This is a genomic window from Citrobacter sp. Cu233 (assembly GCF_030332225.1).
Taxonomy (GTDB): domain Bacteria; phylum Pseudomonadota; class Gammaproteobacteria; order Enterobacterales; family Enterobacteriaceae; genus Citrobacter.
In genome coordinates this window covers 682,270-698,984 of the sequence record NZ_JAOWIF010000028.1, presented here as the reverse complement: position 1 = coordinate 698,984, position 16,715 = coordinate 682,270, and the positions used below count along the sequence as shown (strand labels likewise).

The following is a 16,715-nucleotide window of genomic DNA, read 5'->3' as shown; positions in this document are numbered from 1 at the left end:
CGACAGGAGTTGAGTATGGAATTCAGTAACCCCTTCGATAACCCGCAGGGACAGTTTTACATTCTGCAAAACCCACAACGTCAATTCAGCCTCTGGCCTCAGCAGTGTTCACTTCCTGCTGGCTGGACGGTTGTGTGCGAACCGCAGTCGCAGGAACTCTGCCAGCAATGGCTGGATGCGAACTGGACCACGCTGATGCCAGCGAACTATGTCGATGTACAGGAGGCGCAATGACCCAGCGCTTACCCTTAGTTGCGGCCCAGCCAGGGATCTGGATGGCAGAAAAGCTCTCCACATTGCCCTCGGCGTGGAGCGTTGCACACTATGTCGAATTAACCGGTGAACTGAATGCACCACTGCTGGCAAAGGCGGTCGTGGCCGGTCTGGAACATGCAGATACCCTGCGGATGCAGTTCACTGAGGATAACGGTGAAATCTGGCAATGGGTTGATCCTACGCTCACCTTTGCTGAACCTGACATACTCGATTTGCGTGATGAATCCAGTCCGCACGAGGCGGCACGCGCGTTGATGCGGGCGGATCTGCAACAGGATCTTCGCGTTGACGGCGGTAAGCCGCTGGTCTTCCATCTGCTCATTCAGGTGGGAGATAAACGCTGGTACTGGTATCAGCGCTATCATCACTTACTGGTTGATGGCTTTAGTTTCCCGGCGATTACCCGCCAGATTGCTGCAATTTACACAGCGTGGCTGCGCGATGAATCCACGCCAGCCTCGCCATTTACGCCGTTTGCCGAGGTCGTGGAAGAGTATCAACAGTATCGTCAAAGCGATGCCTGGCAACGTGATAGCGCATTCTGGGCTGAACAACGCCAACAACTGCCGCCGCCGGCTTCATTGTCGAACAAACCGCTGCCGGGTCGCTCAGCCAGCGCGGATATTATTCGTATGAAGTTAACCGCGCCTGAAGGGTCATTTCGCCAGCTCGCGTCACGTATGCCAGATGTTCAGCGTGCGGATCTGGCACTGGCGCTGGTAGCATTATGGCTCGGTCGTTTATGTAGCCGAATGGACTATGCCGCCGGGTTTATCTTTATGCGCCGCATGGGATCAGCGGCGCTTACCGCTACCGGACCGGTGTTAAATGTCCTGCCCTTTGCTGTGAGACTTGATGCAGCAGAAAGTCTCCCTGCGCTTGCTCAACGGCTGGCTGGCCAGATGAAGAAAATGCGCCGACACCAGCGCTATGATGCCGAACAAATTGTCCGTGACAGCGGGCGTGCAGCCGGGGCTGAACCGTTGTTTGGCCCGGTGCTGAACGTGAAGATCTTTGACTATCAGTTGAATATTCCTGGCGTGCAGGCACAAACGCATACGCTGGCAACGGGGCCGGTTAACGATCTGGAGCTGGCGCTGTTCCCGGATGAAAATGGCGGGTTGAGCATTGAAATTCTGGCGAATAAGCAGCGATATGACGCCGCTACGTTGGCACAGCATGCTTCGCGTTTAACGGCGCTTATTGCACAATTTGCCGCAAATCCGGCGTTACGCTGCGGGGATGCGGAGATGCTGCTGGCGTCTGAGCATGAACAACTGGCGACAATTAACAATACGGCAGTGACGATCCCTTCCACCACATTAAGTGCACTGGTGGCTGGGCAAGCCAGCAAAACACCGGATGCGCCGGCGCTGGCCGATGCCCGCTATCAGTTTAGCTATCGCGAAATGCGTCAGCAGGTGGTGGCACTGGCAAAACTGCTGCTCGAACGCGGTGTGCGCCCGGGGGACAGCGTGGCGGTCGCCTTACCGCGCTCCGTTTTCCTGACGCTGGCGCTGCACGGTATCGTCGAAGCAGGGGCTGCCTGGTTACCGCTGGATACCGGATATCCGGACGATCGCCTGCGGATGATGCTGGAAGACGCTAAACCTACTTTGCTTATCACCACTGATGAACAATTGGCTCGTTTTAGCGATATCCCTGGGCTGGAAAGCCTGTGCTACACCGCGCCGCTACCAGCGCAGGATGACACACCATTAGCATTATCACGACCAAATCATACGGCCTATATCATCTTCACCTCAGGATCGACGGGCAGACCAAAAGGGGTGATGGTAGGGCAAACCGCCATCGTTAACCGCCTGCTGTGGATGCAGAATCACTATCCGCTGACCGCCGACGATGTGGTGGCGCAAAAAACGCCATGCAGTTTTGATGTTTCGGTCTGGGAGTTTTTCTGGCCGTTTATTGCCGGGGCAAAACTGGTAATGGCTGAACCAGAGGCACATCGTGACCCACTGGCGATGCAACAGTTCTTCGCGACGTTTGGGGTGACGACAACGCACTTTGTACCGTCGATGCTGGCGGCGTTTGTGACCTCACTGACACCAGAAACGGCGCAGAAAAGCTGCTCCACGTTGAAACAGGTGTTTTGTAGCGGTGAAGCGCTGCCGGCAGAGTTGTGCCGCGAATGGGAGCAACTGACCCACGCGCCGCTGCATAATTTGTATGGGCCAACCGAGGCGGCGGTAGATGTAAGCTGGTATCCAGCCTGGGGTGAGGAACTCACTGCCGTGACGGGCAACAGCGTACCCATCGGCTATCCGGTCTGGAATACCGGTTTGCGGATCCTCGATGCCATGATGCGTCCAGTGCCCATTGGTGTCGCCGGTGACCTGTACCTGACGGGGATCCAACTGGCGCAGGGATATCTCGGCCGACCCGATCTGACGGCGAGCCGTTTTATTGCCGATCCATTTAACCCTGGCGAACGGATGTACCGTACCGGAGACGTGGCGCGCTGGCTGGAAAATGGTGCGGTGGAATATCTTGGGCGCAGTGATGACCAGCTAAAAATCCGCGGGCAGCGTATTGAACTGGGCGAGATTGATCGGGTGATGCAGCAGTTGCCAGATGTTGAGCATGCTGTTGCCCATGCCTGCGTATTCAATCAGGCGGCAGCGACAGGCGGCGATGCTCGCCAGTTAGTGGGTTATCTGGTGTCACAATCGGGTTTACCGCTGGATATTCCGGCATTGCGCGAGAATCTGCGCGCAACCCTGCCTGCACATATGGTACCGGCCGTGCTGCTGCAACTGGCGGAGCTACCGCTCAGCGCCAACGGGAAGCTGGATCGTAAAGCGTTACCGATGCCACAACTGACGTCACGCCAGGAAGGGCGGGCACCGCGAGTAGGGACTGAAACCACGATTGCGCAGGCGTTCGCGACCTTGCTGGGTTGTGAGGTCAATGATGTTGAAGCGGATTTCTTTGCGCTTGGCGGGCATTCTCTGCTGGCGATGAAGCTGGCGGCACAATTGAGCCGCATTTTTGCGCGCCAGGTCACTCCTGGGCAGATTATGGTGGCCTCGACTGTCGAACAGCTCAGCGCATTGCTGGATAACAATGATGACGAGCAGTCGCAACGGCTGGGATTTGAAACACTGCTGCCGCTGCGCGAAAGCGATGGTCCTGTGCTGTTCTGCTTCCATCCGGCATCGGGTTTCGCCTGGCAGTTTAGCGTGTTGTCACGCTACCTTCCTCCACAGTGGTCGATTATGGGTATCCAGTCACCGCGACCGGATGGCCCGATGCAGACAGCAGAAAACCTGGATGCGGTGTGCGAACAGCACCTGGCAACGTTACTTCGTCAGCAACCTCATGGACCTTATTATCTGATAGGGTACTCATTGGGCGGTACGCTGGCGCAGGGCATTGCTGCCCGATTACACGCGCGCGGAGAAACGGTCGCGTTTCTCGGCCTGCTGGATACCTGGCCGCCGGAAACGCAAAATTGGTCGGAAAAAGAGGCCAATGGACTCGACCCGGAAGTGTTGGCGGAGATTGATCGTGAGCGTGAAGCGTTTCTGACTGCTCAGCAGGGTAATGCGTCCGACGCCTTGTTTAGCGCCATCGAAGGTAACTACGCCGATGCGGTTCGACTGCTGAGTACGGCACATAGCGTACCTTTTGCGGGACACGCGACGCTGTTTGTTGCTGAACGCACGTTACCGCCGGGAGTCAGCCCGGAACGCAGTTGGTCGCCGTGGATTTCCAGTCTGGATGTTTATCGCCAGGACTGCGCGCACGTTGATATCATTACGCCAATGGCGTTCGAGAAGATTGGGCCAGTCATGCGCGACTTGCTCAAAGACATCCAATAAATGGACTCGCCACCTCTGCGGAGGTGGCGCGATTTATCTGTTTGCTGTACGTCCCAGCGGGACCACTAACGGCGTTCCGGCAACCGGATCGTCGATAATCATACACCGCAGCCCATAGATTTTTTCAATGAGCTCTGCCGTGACAATCTCTTTCGGCGCACCCTCGGCAACGATCTTTCCATCACGAAGTGCAATCAGATGGGTGGCATAGCGACATGCCTGATTCAGGTCGTGCAGAACGGCGGCCAGCGTGTAACCTTTCTCCCGGTTTAGCTCACTCAGCAGCTCCAGCAGATCAATTTGATGGCTGATATCCAGCCAGGTGGTCGGTTCGTCGAGCAGCATAATCGACGTTTCTTGTGCCAGCACCATCGCTATCCACGCGCGTTGGCGTTGACCACCGGAAAGGGTATCCACGCTTTGCATCGCCAGGTGGGTGATCCCGGTGGCGTTCATGGCGTGCACGACCGCATCCTCATCTTCTTTACGCCAGCGGGTAAATAAAGGTTGATGTGGATAACGCCCACGAGCAACCAACTCCTGCACGGTAATATCGCCCGGCGTAGTGGCATTTTGCGCCAGCAGACCAATTTTGCGTGCGACCTCTTTACTGGGGTAATGTTGAATATGTTCACCATCAAGCCAGACTTTGCCGTGCGCGGGTGTCATCAGACGACTCAATGTCCGCAGCAGTGTGGACTTGCCACAACCGTTGGGTCCAATAATGGCAGTGAAGTGACCATCGGGGATCGAGACATTAAGGTTTTCCGCCACGGTAAATTTGCCATAACCCAGCGTTAACTGGTCGCCACGCAAACGGGCTACTGATTCGGTCATTTTTTGCGGGACTCCTGAATTAACAAGACGATAAGGTAAATACCGCCGAGGCTTACGGTGACAACGCCTACCGGAAGCTGATAAGGCATAAATAGCTGCTGAGCGCATAAATCGGCCATCAGCAGTAACAGGGCGCCGCACAGCGCCGACTGCGTTAATCCCCAACGTGCCGTGCCGCTAAGCCGACGCGCGATGTGTGGGGCAACCAGGGCAATAAACGAGATAGGGCCAGCCAGCGCAGTGGCTGCGGCGGTCAGAACCACCGCGACCAGCATCATCATCAGGCGCGAGCGTTCAACGCTGACACCGAGCGCACAGGCGCTGTCATCACCCATTTCCAGTAAACGCAGGCGGCGTACCAACAGCGCGGCGCACCCCAGCATCACGATAATCAGCGGCGCAGAAGGCCAGGTCTTTGCCCAGGTCAGACCGTTGAGCGATCCGGCGTTCCACAGCCCGGCGGTCAGTGCGGTTTCTAAGGACGCTTTCAGCAGCAGCCAGGTGTTGAAGGCCACCAGCATTGCGCGAATGCCGATCCCGATGATGATCAGTCGGAAGGTGTCGATGCCGTTGCGCCAGGCCAGCGCCCAGACCACCAGTGAAGTCAGGATCCCGCCGAGCATGGCCGCCAGCGCGATGGCGGTAAGATGCTGACCAAACAGCACCATTGCCACCAGTACGCCGCTCCAGGCACCGGTATTGAAACCCATCACGTCCGGGCTACCCAGCGGGTTGCGCATCAATGACTGGAATATCGCGCCGCTAACGCCCAGCGCCGCGCCAATCAGCAGCGCCATCAAAACGCGTGGTAAACGCCACTCGGTCACCACCAGCGTAATGTTACGCGGTGCATCGCCGAGCAGGGCGGCTATAATTTGCTGGGTCTCGAGCATAACTGCACCGCTGCGCAGGCTCCACAATCCAACGGCCAGGCAACTGACGACCAGTAGCAGACAACTGATAATCAGGCGACGGGAGAGATGCATCATGCGCCACCTCCGTGCTGTTTGCGGCGTACCAGGAAGATGAGAACCGGCGCACCGATAAACGCGCTGACTACAGAGACGCGCAGCTCGCCGGGCACAATCAGACGACCGATGATATCGGCAATCAGCAGCAGAGAAGGGGTGGCCAGCAGAGTGACGGGCAGCGACCAGCGATGATCTGCGCCCACCAGCCAGCGTGCCATATGCGGCATCATCAGGCCGATAAAGGCGATAGGGCCGACGATGGCGGTCGCACTTCCGCACAGTACGGTAATCACCAACAGGCCGATAAACTGGGTACGCGCCACTTTGCTGCCCAGCGCAGTGGCGGTATCGCTTCCCAGACTGAGGCTATTCAGAGCACGGCTAAGAAACAGCGCGACAGCACCGGCAATCAGGACCGGGATCAGCACGACTTTCAGCGTCTGCAGGCTGCGGATATCCAGTGAACCGGCTTGCCAGAAACGCAACTGGTCGTAGACATCCGGGTTGAGCAGGGCGATGCCGGTAGATAATCCTTCCAGAACAGCACCCAGCGCAACACCGGCCAATGTCAGGCGTACCGGGCTGAGCTGCCCACCGCCCTGACTACCGGTAAAGGCCACAATCAGTGAGGCTGCGAGAGCCCCGGAAAAAGCCATTAGCAGTTGTTCTTGCGGGGAGGAAAAGCCAAACAGCGATGCGCCTAAAACAATCGCGAAGCTGGCGCCGGAATTGACGCCAAGAATACCTGGATCGGCCAGCGGGTTACGGGTGAGCGTTTGCATCAGCGCGCCCGCCAGGCCCAGCGCCCCCCCTGCGAGGAGCCCTGCCAGCGTACGTGGAAGTCGCGCGTCCAGCACGATGGTGCAATCGGCGCTTTGACAACTGCCGGTGAGTGCATCAAATACCACGGAGGCGGGCAGCGACTTTGCGCCAATAACCAGACTTAATGCCGTAGTGAGAACAAGTAGTAACAACAGTCCGGGCACGGCGAAGGCGCGTGTCGCGGAAACAGAGCATGACATATCAACTTCCCTGATAATGATAGTAATTATCGTTATCGATCTTATTTGGATATGTTAGCATGTGCAGCCATTGAATGGATAATGAAAAAGTACCTGGTAAGGCTCTGTAATGAATCGACAATCCTGGCTGCTTAATCTCAGCCTGTTAAAGACCCATCCTGCATTTCGCGCTGTTTTTCTCGCCCGTTTTATTTCCATTGTCTCTCTGGGACTATTGGGGGTTGCGGTCCCGGTACAGATCCAGATGATGACCCAGTCGACCTGGCAGGTGGGTTTGTCGGTTACGCTGACCGGGAGCGCCATGTTTATTGGTCTGATGGTTGGCGGTGTACTGGCCGATCGCTATGAGCGCAAAAAGGTGATCCTGCTGGCCCGCGGAACCTGTGGTATCGGTTTTATTGGCCTGTGCCTGAACGCGCTGCTGCCCGAACCGTCGTTGCTGGCTATCTATGTTCTTGGCTTATGGGATGGCTTTTTTGCCTCGCTGGGTGTTACCGCACTGCTGGCAGCGACACCTGCGCTGGTCGGGCGTGAAAATCTGATGCAGGCCGGGGCGATTACCATGCTGACGGTGCGTCTGGGATCGGTCATTTCGCCAATGCTTGGTGGGGTGCTGCTGGCGACCGGGGGCGTGGCCTGGAACTACGGCCTGGCTGCGGCGGGTACATTCATTACCTTGCTCCCATTGCTGAGCCTTCCCGCGTTGCCGCCTCCGCCGCAGCCGCGCGAGAATCCGTTGACATCACTGGTGGCGGCGTTCCGTTTTCTGTTCGCCAGCCCGCTGATTGGCGGTATTGCACTGCTTGGCGGCCTGTTGACCATGGCGAGCGCCGTGCGCGTGCTGTATCCGGCACTGGCAATTAACTGGCAGATGTCGAGTGCGCAAATTGGCCTGCTGTATGCGGCCATTCCTCTTGGCGCGGCGGTGGGAGCTTTAACCAGCGGGCAACTGGCACACAGCGTGCGTCCAGGTCTGATTATGCTGGCATCAACCGTGGCCTCTTTCCTGGCTATCGGTCTGTTCGGCTTGATGCCGGTCTGGGCGCTGGGCGTTGTGTGTCTGGCGCTGTTCGGCTGGCTGAGCGCGGTCAGTTCTTTGTTGCAATACACCCTGTTACAGACGCAGACGCCGGAAGCGATGCTCGGGCGAATTAACGGTTTGTGGACCGCGCAGAACGTAACCGGTGATGCGATTGGCGCGGCGCTGTTAGGGGGGCTGGGGGTGATGATGACGCCTGCGGCCTCGGCAAGCGTCAGTGGGTTTGGGTTGGTGATTGTCGGTCTGTTGCTGCTGCTGTTGCTGAGCGAGCTTCGTCGTTTCCGACAGATACCCGTGAATGCCTGATAGCGTTGTGCTCTACGGTATGTAAGCCGGATAAGGTATTAGCCACATCCGGCGAAAGCCATTAAAAGAGCGCTGACAGACGTTGCAGCAGTAGCGTAGCGCTGTAGTAATCCAGACGGAAGGTTTCCGTGCCCAGCGCATAAACGCGTTTGTTTTGTACGGCAGGCAGATGCGCCAGCAGTGGATTAGCGTAAATCGCATCGGCATCTTTGCTGTCGCCTGCAAACAGGAACAGCGCTTCACCGTTCAGACCGGCCGCCAGATTCTCACCACCAAGCTGGATAATATCGTGACGTTTACCCTGGCTCTGGCTGGTATGTAGTCCGGCAGGTAGCGGTGCCAGCGTGAAACCGAGCTGTTCCATCAGCTTGCCTTGCGCGGACTCCGGCGTCCACAGGTTGGCGCTGTGCGCGGCTGCGGTATACACCAGCGCGCTGACCGGCTGAGGCGGCAGGGTGATACGTTGCTTTACCGCGAGCAGTTGCTTATCAAACTCAGCAATACGCGCCGCTGCCTGTTGCTCCTGTCCGGTGATTTCACCTAATTGTGTCAGCAGTGACTGCCAGCTTTTATCGTCGTAATTAATGATAAGCGTAGGGGCTATGGTGGACAGTTGATCGTACAGCGCAAGCGCGGAATCGCCCCCGGTGGCGCTGACCAGAATCAGGTCCGGCATTTGTGCGGCAACGGCTTCGGCGCTGGGTTCGCCAATATACAAACGGCTCAGTTTGCGTTCTTTGGCGACGTCGCTCCACTGGCGTAAAAAGCCCTGAGCGTCACCAATACGGTTATTCGGTGTTGTGGCACCGCTGGCGATGACCGGGGCATCAATCGCCAGCAGAGAACCGGTGAGGGTCACGCTGGTGGAGACAATGCGCAGTGGTTTATGTTCCAGCGTGTGCGTGCCGCGGCTGTCAGTAACCTGACGCGGCCAGTCGGCGGCATGGCTTAAAGAAATTCCTGAAATAACGAGTCCAACCAGTAACAGCGCAGTGCGGTAAAACGCGGAAAATCTCACAAATAAGCTTCCTGTTATCAATGTAGTTAATGCTTCTCATTTTCATTGTTACGCGTCAGGGATGCAAGCCTAAGTCGCACATTGTGTTACCACAAGAGTTGACATACCGACGCTTTGCTTTTAGGTTAGCGACCGAAAATATAAATGATAATCATTATTAAAGCCTTTATCATTTTATGGAGGATAATATGGACACGTCACTGGCCGAGGAAAAAACGCAGACTATGGCAACTCTCGCTCCCGACAGTTTTTTCTTTATGTCGCCGTATCGTAGTTTTACGACGTCAGGATGCTTTGCCCGCTATGCGGAACCGGCAATTGATGGTGATTCACCAGACAGCCCCTTCCAACAGAAAATGCACGCGCTGTTTGCGCAGGCCAAATCGCAGGGCATCACAAACCCCATTATGGTAGGGGCCATACCCTTTGATACCCGCCAGCCCTCATCGCTATTTATTCCTGAATCATGGCAAAGCTTTTCACGCACGGCAAAGCAGCAATCAGCGCGTTATTTTACTGCCCATCAGTCGCTGAATGTGGTTGAGCGTAAATCGATTCCTGAGCAGGATTTTTTCGAAGATATGGTCGCCAGAGCTGCGGCGCTGACGGCAACCCCGGAAGTCGACAAAGTGGTGCTGTCACGCCTGATTGATGTGACCGCCGACGCCAATATCGACAGTGGTGCACTGCTGGAGCGGCTGATCGCACAAAACCCGGCAAGCTACAACTTTCATGTACCCATCGAAGATGGCGGTGTACTGATCGGCGCCAGCCCGGAATTGCTGTTACGCAAAGAAGGCGACCATTTCAGTTCGCTGCCGCTGGCGGGATCTGCGCGTCGCCAACCGGACGATGTTCTGGACAGGGAGGCTGGGATCCGTCTGTTAGCTTCCGAAAAGGATCGCCATGAACACGAGCTGGTAACCCAGGCGATGAAAGCGGTTCTGCGCGATCGCAGCCGTGAACTGCAACTGCCTTCTTCTCCGCAGCTGGTTACTACGCCGACGCTCTGGCATCTCGGTACCCCGTTTGAAGGTAAAGCCAACGCGCAGGAAAACGCACTGACGCTGGCTTGTCTGCTGCACCCGACGCCTGCGCTGAGTGGCTTCCCACATCTGGTTGCTCAGAAACTGATTGCCGAACTGGAGCCGTTCGATCGCGAACTGTTTGGCGGCATTGTGGGCTGGTGTGATTCGCAGGGCAACGGCGAATGGGTGGTGACGATTCGCTGTGCGAAACTGCTGCGCAATCAGGTGCGTTTCTTTGCCGGCGCCGGCATTGTGCCAGCCTCGTCACCGATTGCGGAGTGGCGTGAAACGGGTGCCAAGCTTTCCACCATGTTGAATGTTTTTGGACTGCATTAATAGCCTGGTCTACCAGGCTATTCAGGCCTTATCGACAGGCTCTAAGGAGCAATAATGAGTATCCCTTTCACCCGTTGGCCGGAAGAGTTTGCCCGCCGCTACCGCGAAAAAGGCTACTGGCAGGATTTGCCGCTGACCGACATTCTGACCCGCCATGCCGATAGCGACCATACGGCGGTGATTGCCGGGGAACGCCATCTTAGCTACCGCCAGTTAAACCAGGCGACGGATAATCTTGCCTGTAGCCTGCGTCGCCAGGGGATCAAACCCGGCGAGACCGCACTGGTGCAATTAGGCAACGTAGCTGAACTGTATATCACTTTCTTTGCACTGCTCAAACTGGGTGTGGCCCCCGTATTGGCACTGTTTAGCCATCAGCGTAACGAACTCAACGCCTACGCAACGCAGATCAAACCGGTGTTAGTGATTGCCGATCGCCAGCATGCGTTATTTAGTGGCGACGACTTTCTGAATACCTTTGTTGCCGAACACAATTCAGTGCGCGTGGTTCAGTTGCTCAATGATGATGGCGAACACAATCTGCAAACGGCAATACGCCAACCTGCAACGGCGTTTATCGCTACACCATCACCGGCTGATGAAGTGGCTTACTTCCAGCTTTCCGGCGGCACGACCGGGACGCCAAAGCTGATTCCACGCACCCACAATGATTACTACTACAGCGTGCGCCGTAGTAACGAGATTTGCCATTTCACCGGTGAGACCCGCTATTTGTGCGCGATCCCGGCAGCGCACAACTACGCCATGAGTTCGCCTGGCGCGCTGGGCGTTTTCCTCGCAGGTGGAACGGTGGTGCTGGCGGCAGACCCGAGCGCGACGTTGTGCTTTCCGTTGATTGAACAGCATCAGGTAAACGTTACGGCGTTGGTACCGCCTGCGGTGAGTCTGTGGCTGCAGGCCATTCAGGAGTGGGGGAGTAACGCACAGCTGGCTTCGCTGAAACTGTTGCAAGTGGGGGGCGCGCGGCTTTCGGCTTCGCTTGCCGCTCGCATTCCGGCAGAGATTGGCTGCCAGTTGCAGCAGGTCTTCGGGATGGCGGAAGGGCTGGTGAACTATACCCGTCTGGATGACAGCCCGGAGCGCATTATCAATACCCAGGGGCGTCCGATGTGCCCTGACGATGAGGTCTGGGTGGCAGATGCAGACGGGAATCCTTTACCACAGGGCGAGACCGGACGCCTGATGACGCGTGGTCCGTACACCTTCCGGGGTTACTTCAATAGCCCTGAGCATAACGCCAGCGCGTTTGATGCTAACGGATTCTATTGCTCTGGTGATCTGATCGCCATCGATCGGGAGGGTTACATCACGGTGCAGGGACGTGAGAAAGATCAGATCAACCGTGGCGGAGAGAAGATCGCAGCAGAAGAGATTGAAAACCTGTTGTTGCGGCACCCAATGGTGATCCATGCCGCATTGGTCAGTATGGACGATGAGCTGATGGGCGAGAAAAGTTGCGCCTGCCTGGTGGTGAAAGAGCCGCTGCGTGCAGTACAGGTCCGTCGTTTTCTGCGCGAACAGGGCGTGGCGGAATTCAAATTGCCGGACCGTGTCGAGTGCGTTGAGTCATTGCCGCTGACCCCGGTCGGCAAAGTGGATAAAAAACAATTACGTCAGTGGCTGGCATCACGTTCACCGGCCTGAAGGAGAATAAGAAATGGCAATTCCTAAACTGCAGGCTTATGCGCTGCCAACGGCGCTTGATGTTCCGGCAAATAAAGTTGACTGGGCATTTGAACCAGAACGCGCCGCGCTGCTAATCCACGACATGCAGGACTATTTTATCGGCTTTTGGGGCGAGAACTGCCCAATGATGGAACAGGTAGTAGCTAACATCGCCGCGCTGCGTCAGTACTGTAAAGCACATAATATTCCGGTCTATTACACTGCGCAGCCGAAAGAACAAAGCGATGAAGACCGTGCTTTGTTGAACGATATGTGGGGGCCAGGCCTGACGCGCTCGCCTGAACAGCAAAAAATCGTCGATGCACTGGCACCGGACGAAGCGGATACCATTCTGGTTAAATGGCGTTACAGCGCGTTTCATCGTTCACCGCTGGAGCAGATGCTAAGAGACACTGGACGTAACCAGCTGATCATCACCGGCGTGTATGCGCATATTGGCTGCATGACCACCGCGACTGATGCCTTCATGCGTGATATTAAGCCGTTTATGGTCGCTGATGCGTTGGCAGATTTTAGTCGTGATGAACACCTGATGTCGCTGAAATACGTGGCGGGGCGTTCCGGCCGCGTGGTGATGACGCAGGAGTTACTGCCGACGCCTGTTCCGGACAGTAAAGATGCGCTGCGCAGCGTGATTCTGCCGCTGCTCGATGAGTCTGAAGAGCCAATGGATGACGAAAATTTGATCGATTACGGTCTGGACTCTGTACGTATGATGGCGCTGGCGGCCCGTTGGCGGAAAGTGCATGGCGATATTGATTTCGTGATGCTGGCGAAGAACCCGACGATTGACGCCTGGTGGAAACTGCTTTCCCGTGAGGTGAAGTAATGACCGGTTTTGATTTTACCGGTAAAACTGTCTGGGTTACTGGGGCGGGAAAAGGGATTGGTTACACCACGGCACTGGCGTTTGTTGATGCCGGGGCGAAGGTCACCGGATTCGATCGCGAGTTTACTCAGCAGGTGTATCCGTTTACCACAGAAGTGCTGAACGTGGCGGACGGCGGGCAGGTGGCTGAGGTATGTCAACGCGTGTTGTCGCAGAGCGAGAGGTTAGACGTACTCGTCAATGCAGCCGGGATCCTGCGCATGGGGGCTACCGATGCGTTAAGTGCTGTGGAGTGGCAGCAGACGTTTGCCGTCAACGTTGGCGGGGCGTTCAACTTGTTTCAGCAGACCATGGCGCAGTTTCGTCGTCAGCAGGGGGGGGCGATTGTCACTGTCGCATCCGATGCTGCGCACACGCCGCGAATCGGTATGAGTGCATATGGGGCATCAAAAGCCGCACTGAAAAGTCTTGCACTGACTGTCGGGCTGGAGCTGGCGGGTAGCGGAGTACGCTGTAATGTGGTTTCTCCGGGATCGACCGACACTGACATGCAGCGTACGCTGTGGGTGAGTGATGACGCGGAACAGCAGCGTATTCGTGGGTTTGGCGAGCAGTATAAGCTTGGTATACCGCTGGGGAAAATCGCGCGTCCACAGGAAATTGCCAACACCATCTTATTCCTTGCCTCCGATCTGGCCAGCCATATTACGTTGCAGGACATTGTGGTCGATGGCGGTTCGACACTGGGGGCATGACGGTGATCTGGAAACGACATTTAACGCTTGATGAACTGAATGCCACCAGCCAGAACACGCTGGTGGCGCATTTAGACATTGTCTATACCCGACTGGGGGACGATGTGCTGGAAGCCGAAATGCCGGTGGATAGCCGCACGCATCAGCCGTTTGGTCTGCTGCACGGTGGGGCGTCAGCGGCGCTGGCAGAAACGTTGGGTTCAATGGCGGGTTACCTGATGACTCGCGACGGGCAGTGCGTGGTGGGAACCGAGTTGAACGCCACACATCACCGCGCGGTATCGCAGGGGAAAGTGCGCGGCGTGTGCCAGCCGTTACATCTCGGGCGACAGAATCAAAGCTGGGAGATAGTCATCTTTGATGAACAGGGGCGGCGTTGCTGCACCTGCCGTTTAGGTACGGCGGTGATGGGGTGAAGTCACCTGCAAAGTAAAATGAAATTGCAGGGTTAACAGGTAAATGAAGTGATCTGGTTAACAATGCAATGTAAATACTCAGTGATACTTCGGGTTTGTATAGTTGTCAGGTTGTTAAATCCAGAAAAGATGTTATAGAAACAAAATGTAACATCTCTCTGGATCAGACAACGGATAACAACTATGAACAAATCAGGGAAGTACCTCGTCTGGACATTGCTCTCTGTGATGGGAGCATTTGCCCTCGGCTATATTGCGTTAAACCGTGGTGAACAGATCAACGCGTTGTGGATAGTCGTCGCGTCGGTTTGTGTCTACCTTATCGCTTACCGTTTCTATGGCCTGTACATCGCGAAAAATGTGCTGGCGCTTGACCCGACGCGTATGACGCCAGCCGTGCGCCATAACGACGGGCTCGATTACGTTCCTACCGATAAAAAAGTACTGTTTGGCCATCATTTCGCGGCAATTGCCGGGGCTGGCCCATTAGTGGGGCCGGTACTGGCGGCGCAAATGGGCTATCTGCCAGGGATGATCTGGTTGCTTGCCGGGGTGGTACTGGCTGGCGCGGTGCAGGATTTTATGGTGCTGTTTGTTTCTACCCGTCGCGATGGACGTTCCCTTGGCGAACTGGTGAAAGAAGAGATGGGCCCTACCGCCGGTGTGATTGCGCTGGTGGCCTGTTTTATGATCATGGTGATTATCCTTGCCGTGTTGGCAATGATCGTCGTGAAAGCACTGACGCACAGCCCGTGGGGAACCTACACCGTCGCATTCACCATCCCGCTGGCGATCTTTATGGGGGTTTACCTGCGCTATCTGCGTCCGGGGCGTATTGGCGAAGTGTCAGTCATCGGTCTGGTATTCCTGGTTTTTGCCATTATTTCCGGCGGCTGGGTTGCGGAAAGCCCGACCTGGGCACCGTATTTTGACTTTACCGGTGTACAGTTGACGTGGATGCTGGTGGGCTACGGTTTCGTGGCTGCCGTGTTGCCGGTATGGCTGCTGCTGGCACCGCGAGATTACCTCTCGACCTTCCTGAAGATTGGTACCATTGTTGGTCTGGCGGTGGGTATTCTGATCATGCGTCCAACGCTGACGATGCCTGCGTTGACCAAATTCGTTGACGGTACCGGTCCGGTATGGACGGGTAACCTGTTCCCATTCCTGTTTATTACCATTGCCTGTGGTGCCGTATCTGGCTTCCACGCGCTGATCTCTTCCGGCACCACACCGAAGATGTTGGCGAATGAAGGGCAGGCCTGTTTTATTGGCTACGGCGGGATGCTGATGGAGTCCTTTGTCGCCATTATGGCACTGGTCTCCGCATGTATCATCGATCCGGGTGTGTATTTTGCGATGAACAGCCCGATGGCGGTGCTGGCCCCTGCGGGTACGGTGGATGTGGTCGCTTCTGCGGCGCAGGTCGTTAGCAGTTGGGGCTTTGCGATTACCCCGGACACCTTGCACCAAATTGCCAATGAAGTGGGTGAGCAATCCATTATTTCCCGCGCAGGCGGAGCGCCCACGCTGGCCGTTGGGATGGCTTACATTCTGCACGGTGCGCTGGGCGGCATGATGGATGTGGCGTTCTGGTATCACTTCGCCATTCTGTTTGAAGCCCTGTTCATCCTGACGGCGGTTGATGCGGGCACCCGTGCCGCGCGCTTTATGCTGCAGGATCTGCTGGGCGTCGTCTCACCGGGGCTGAAACGGACCGACTCGCTACCGGCGAACCTGCTGGCAACCGCGTTGTGCGTACTGGCCTGGGGTTACTTCCTGCACCAGGGCGTGGTGGATCCGTTAGGCGGTATTAACACCCTGTGGCCGCTGTTCGGTATCGCGAACCAGATGCTGGCCGGTATGGCATTGATGCTGTGTGCGGTCGTATTGTTCAAGATGAAACGTCAGCGCTACGCATGGGTAGCGCTGGTGCCAACGGCCTGGCTGCTGATTTGTACGCTGACTGCGGGCTGGCAGAAAGCGTTTAGCCCGGATGCGAAAATCGGCTTCCTGGCTATCGCTAACAAGTTCCAGGCGATGATCGACAGCGGTAACATTCCGGCGCAGTACACTCAGTCGCAACTGACGCAACTGGTATTTAACAACCGTCTTGATGCTGGCTTGACCATCTTCTTCATGGTGGTCGTGGTGGTACTGGGTCTGTTCTCCATTAAAACTGCGCTGGCAGCGTTGAAAGAGGACAAACCAACGTCGAAAGAAACACCGTACGAACCGATGCCCGAGAATGTTGAAGAGATTGTGGCGCAGGCGAAAGGCGCGCACTAATATTCTCTTAACGAAAAAGCCCTCTCCTTAATGGGGAGGGC

Annotated in this window: 13 protein-coding genes; 9 read left to right on the top strand and 4 right to left on the bottom strand. The window is 56.3% G+C overall.

Translation table 11 applies throughout. The annotated features are described in order from the left end of the window. Window positions 1–15: 15 nt before the first annotated feature. Together OGX95_RS04135 and entF are read left to right on the top strand one after the other, a co-directional pair. Complete coding sequence (locus OGX95_RS04135) at window positions 16–234, top strand: MbtH family protein (RefSeq protein WP_286628406.1); 219 nt, start codon at window positions 16–18, stop codon at window positions 232–234. Beyond that, complete coding sequence (entF, locus tag OGX95_RS04130) at window positions 231–4,121, top strand: enterobactin non-ribosomal peptide synthetase EntF (RefSeq protein WP_286628405.1); 3,891 nt, start codon at window positions 231–233, stop codon at window positions 4,119–4,121. Before OGX95_RS04135 ends, entF begins: the two co-directional genes overlap by 4 nt. A gap of 33 nt (window positions 4,122–4,154) precedes the next feature. Here entF and fepC read toward each other — a convergent pair whose 3' ends face one another. Genes fepC through fepD form a run of 3 tightly spaced genes read right to left on the bottom strand, consistent with a single transcriptional unit; the run spans window position 4,155 to window position 6,951 of the window. Then, window positions 4,155–4,958: an iron-enterobactin ABC transporter ATP-binding protein gene (gene fepC / locus OGX95_RS04125; RefSeq protein ID WP_286628404.1), complete on the bottom strand. Its 804-nt coding sequence runs from the start codon at window positions 4,956–4,958 to the stop codon at window positions 4,155–4,157. Then, window positions 4,955–5,947: an iron-enterobactin ABC transporter permease gene (fepG, locus tag OGX95_RS04120; protein WP_286628403.1), complete on the bottom strand. Its 993-nt coding sequence runs from the start codon at window positions 5,945–5,947 to the stop codon at window positions 4,955–4,957. The genes fepC and fepG overlap by 4 nt, the downstream gene beginning before the upstream one ends. After that, entirely contained in the window at window positions 5,944–6,951 is a 1,008-nt protein-coding gene (gene fepD, locus OGX95_RS04115; protein ID WP_286628402.1) for a Fe(3+)-siderophore ABC transporter permease, read from the bottom strand. The genes fepG and fepD overlap by 4 nt, the downstream gene beginning before the upstream one ends. A gap of 109 nt (window positions 6,952–7,060) precedes the next feature. On the opposite strand from fepD, the gene entS reads away from it, so the two are divergent. Beyond that, entirely contained in the window at window positions 7,061–8,296 is a 1,236-nt protein-coding gene (entS, locus tag OGX95_RS04110) for an enterobactin transporter EntS (protein WP_286628401.1), read from the top strand. Between the two features lie 61 nt (window positions 8,297–8,357). Here entS and fepB read toward each other — a convergent pair whose 3' ends face one another. After that, window positions 8,358–9,314: a Fe2+-enterobactin ABC transporter substrate-binding protein gene (gene fepB / locus OGX95_RS04105; protein ID WP_286628400.1), complete on the bottom strand. Its 957-nt coding sequence runs from the start codon at window positions 9,312–9,314 to the stop codon at window positions 8,358–8,360. 188 nt (window positions 9,315–9,502) lie between these two features. On the opposite strand from fepB, the gene entC reads away from it, so the two are divergent. The 6 genes from entC to cstA all read left to right on the top strand — a co-directional run bounded on the left by entC (window position 9,503) and on the right by cstA (window position 16,674). After that, entirely contained in the window at window positions 9,503–10,678 is a 1,176-nt protein-coding gene (entC, locus tag OGX95_RS04100; protein ID WP_286628399.1) for an isochorismate synthase EntC, read from the top strand. Between the two features lie 54 nt (window positions 10,679–10,732). Continuing rightward, the gene (gene entE / locus OGX95_RS04095; protein ID WP_286628398.1) at window positions 10,733–12,343 is read left to right on the top strand and encodes a (2,3-dihydroxybenzoyl)adenylate synthase EntE; all 1,611 of its coding nucleotides are present in this window, start codon (window positions 10,733–10,735) and stop codon (window positions 12,341–12,343) included. A gap of 13 nt (window positions 12,344–12,356) precedes the next feature. Beyond that, on the top strand, window positions 12,357–13,214 hold the full coding sequence (locus tag OGX95_RS04090; protein WP_286628397.1) for an isochorismatase: 858 nt from the start codon (window positions 12,357–12,359) through the stop codon (window positions 13,212–13,214). Further along, the gene (gene entA / locus OGX95_RS04085) at window positions 13,214–13,969 is read left to right on the top strand and encodes a 2,3-dihydro-2,3-dihydroxybenzoate dehydrogenase EntA (RefSeq protein ID WP_286628396.1); all 756 of its coding nucleotides are present in this window, start codon (window positions 13,214–13,216) and stop codon (window positions 13,967–13,969) included. Before OGX95_RS04090 ends, entA begins: the two co-directional genes overlap by 1 nt. Window positions 13,970–13,971: 2 nt before the next feature. Further along, window positions 13,972–14,385 carry a proofreading thioesterase EntH gene (entH, locus tag OGX95_RS04080; RefSeq protein WP_137384535.1) on the top strand — a complete coding sequence of 138 codons (414 nt, stop codon included), beginning with the start codon at window positions 13,972–13,974 and terminating at the stop codon, window positions 14,383–14,385. A 183-nt stretch (window positions 14,386–14,568) separates the two neighbouring features. Further along, entirely contained in the window at window positions 14,569–16,674 is a 2,106-nt protein-coding gene (gene cstA, locus OGX95_RS04075; RefSeq protein ID WP_286628395.1) for a pyruvate/proton symporter CstA, read from the top strand. The last annotated feature ends 41 nt before the right edge of the window (window positions 16,675–16,715 follow it).

Coding starts and splice junctions, on each gene's coding strand:
- cstA (WP_286628395.1), top strand. CDS start 14,569: ATGAACAAATCAGGGAAGTACCTCGTCTGGACATTGCTCTCTGTGATG.
- OGX95_RS04135 (WP_286628406.1), top strand. CDS start 16: ATGGAATTCAGTAACCCCTTCGATAACCCGCAGGGACAGTTTTACATT.
- fepC (WP_286628404.1), bottom strand. CDS start 4,958: ATGACCGAATCAGTAGCCCGTTTGCGTGGCGACCAGTTAACGCTGGGT.
- entC (WP_286628399.1), top strand. CDS start 9,503: ATGGACACGTCACTGGCCGAGGAAAAAACGCAGACTATGGCAACTCTC.
- fepD (WP_286628402.1), bottom strand. CDS start 6,951: ATGTCATGCTCTGTTTCCGCGACACGCGCCTTCGCCGTGCCCGGACTG.
- entS (WP_286628401.1), top strand. CDS start 7,061: ATGAATCGACAATCCTGGCTGCTTAATCTCAGCCTGTTAAAGACCCAT.
- fepG (WP_286628403.1), bottom strand. CDS start 5,947: ATGATGCATCTCTCCCGTCGCCTGATTATCAGTTGTCTGCTACTGGTC.
- entE (WP_286628398.1), top strand. CDS start 10,733: ATGAGTATCCCTTTCACCCGTTGGCCGGAAGAGTTTGCCCGCCGCTAC.
- OGX95_RS04090 (WP_286628397.1), top strand. CDS start 12,357: ATGGCAATTCCTAAACTGCAGGCTTATGCGCTGCCAACGGCGCTTGAT.
- entA (WP_286628396.1), top strand. CDS start 13,214: ATGACCGGTTTTGATTTTACCGGTAAAACTGTCTGGGTTACTGGGGCG.
- entF (WP_286628405.1), top strand. CDS start 231: ATGACCCAGCGCTTACCCTTAGTTGCGGCCCAGCCAGGGATCTGGATG.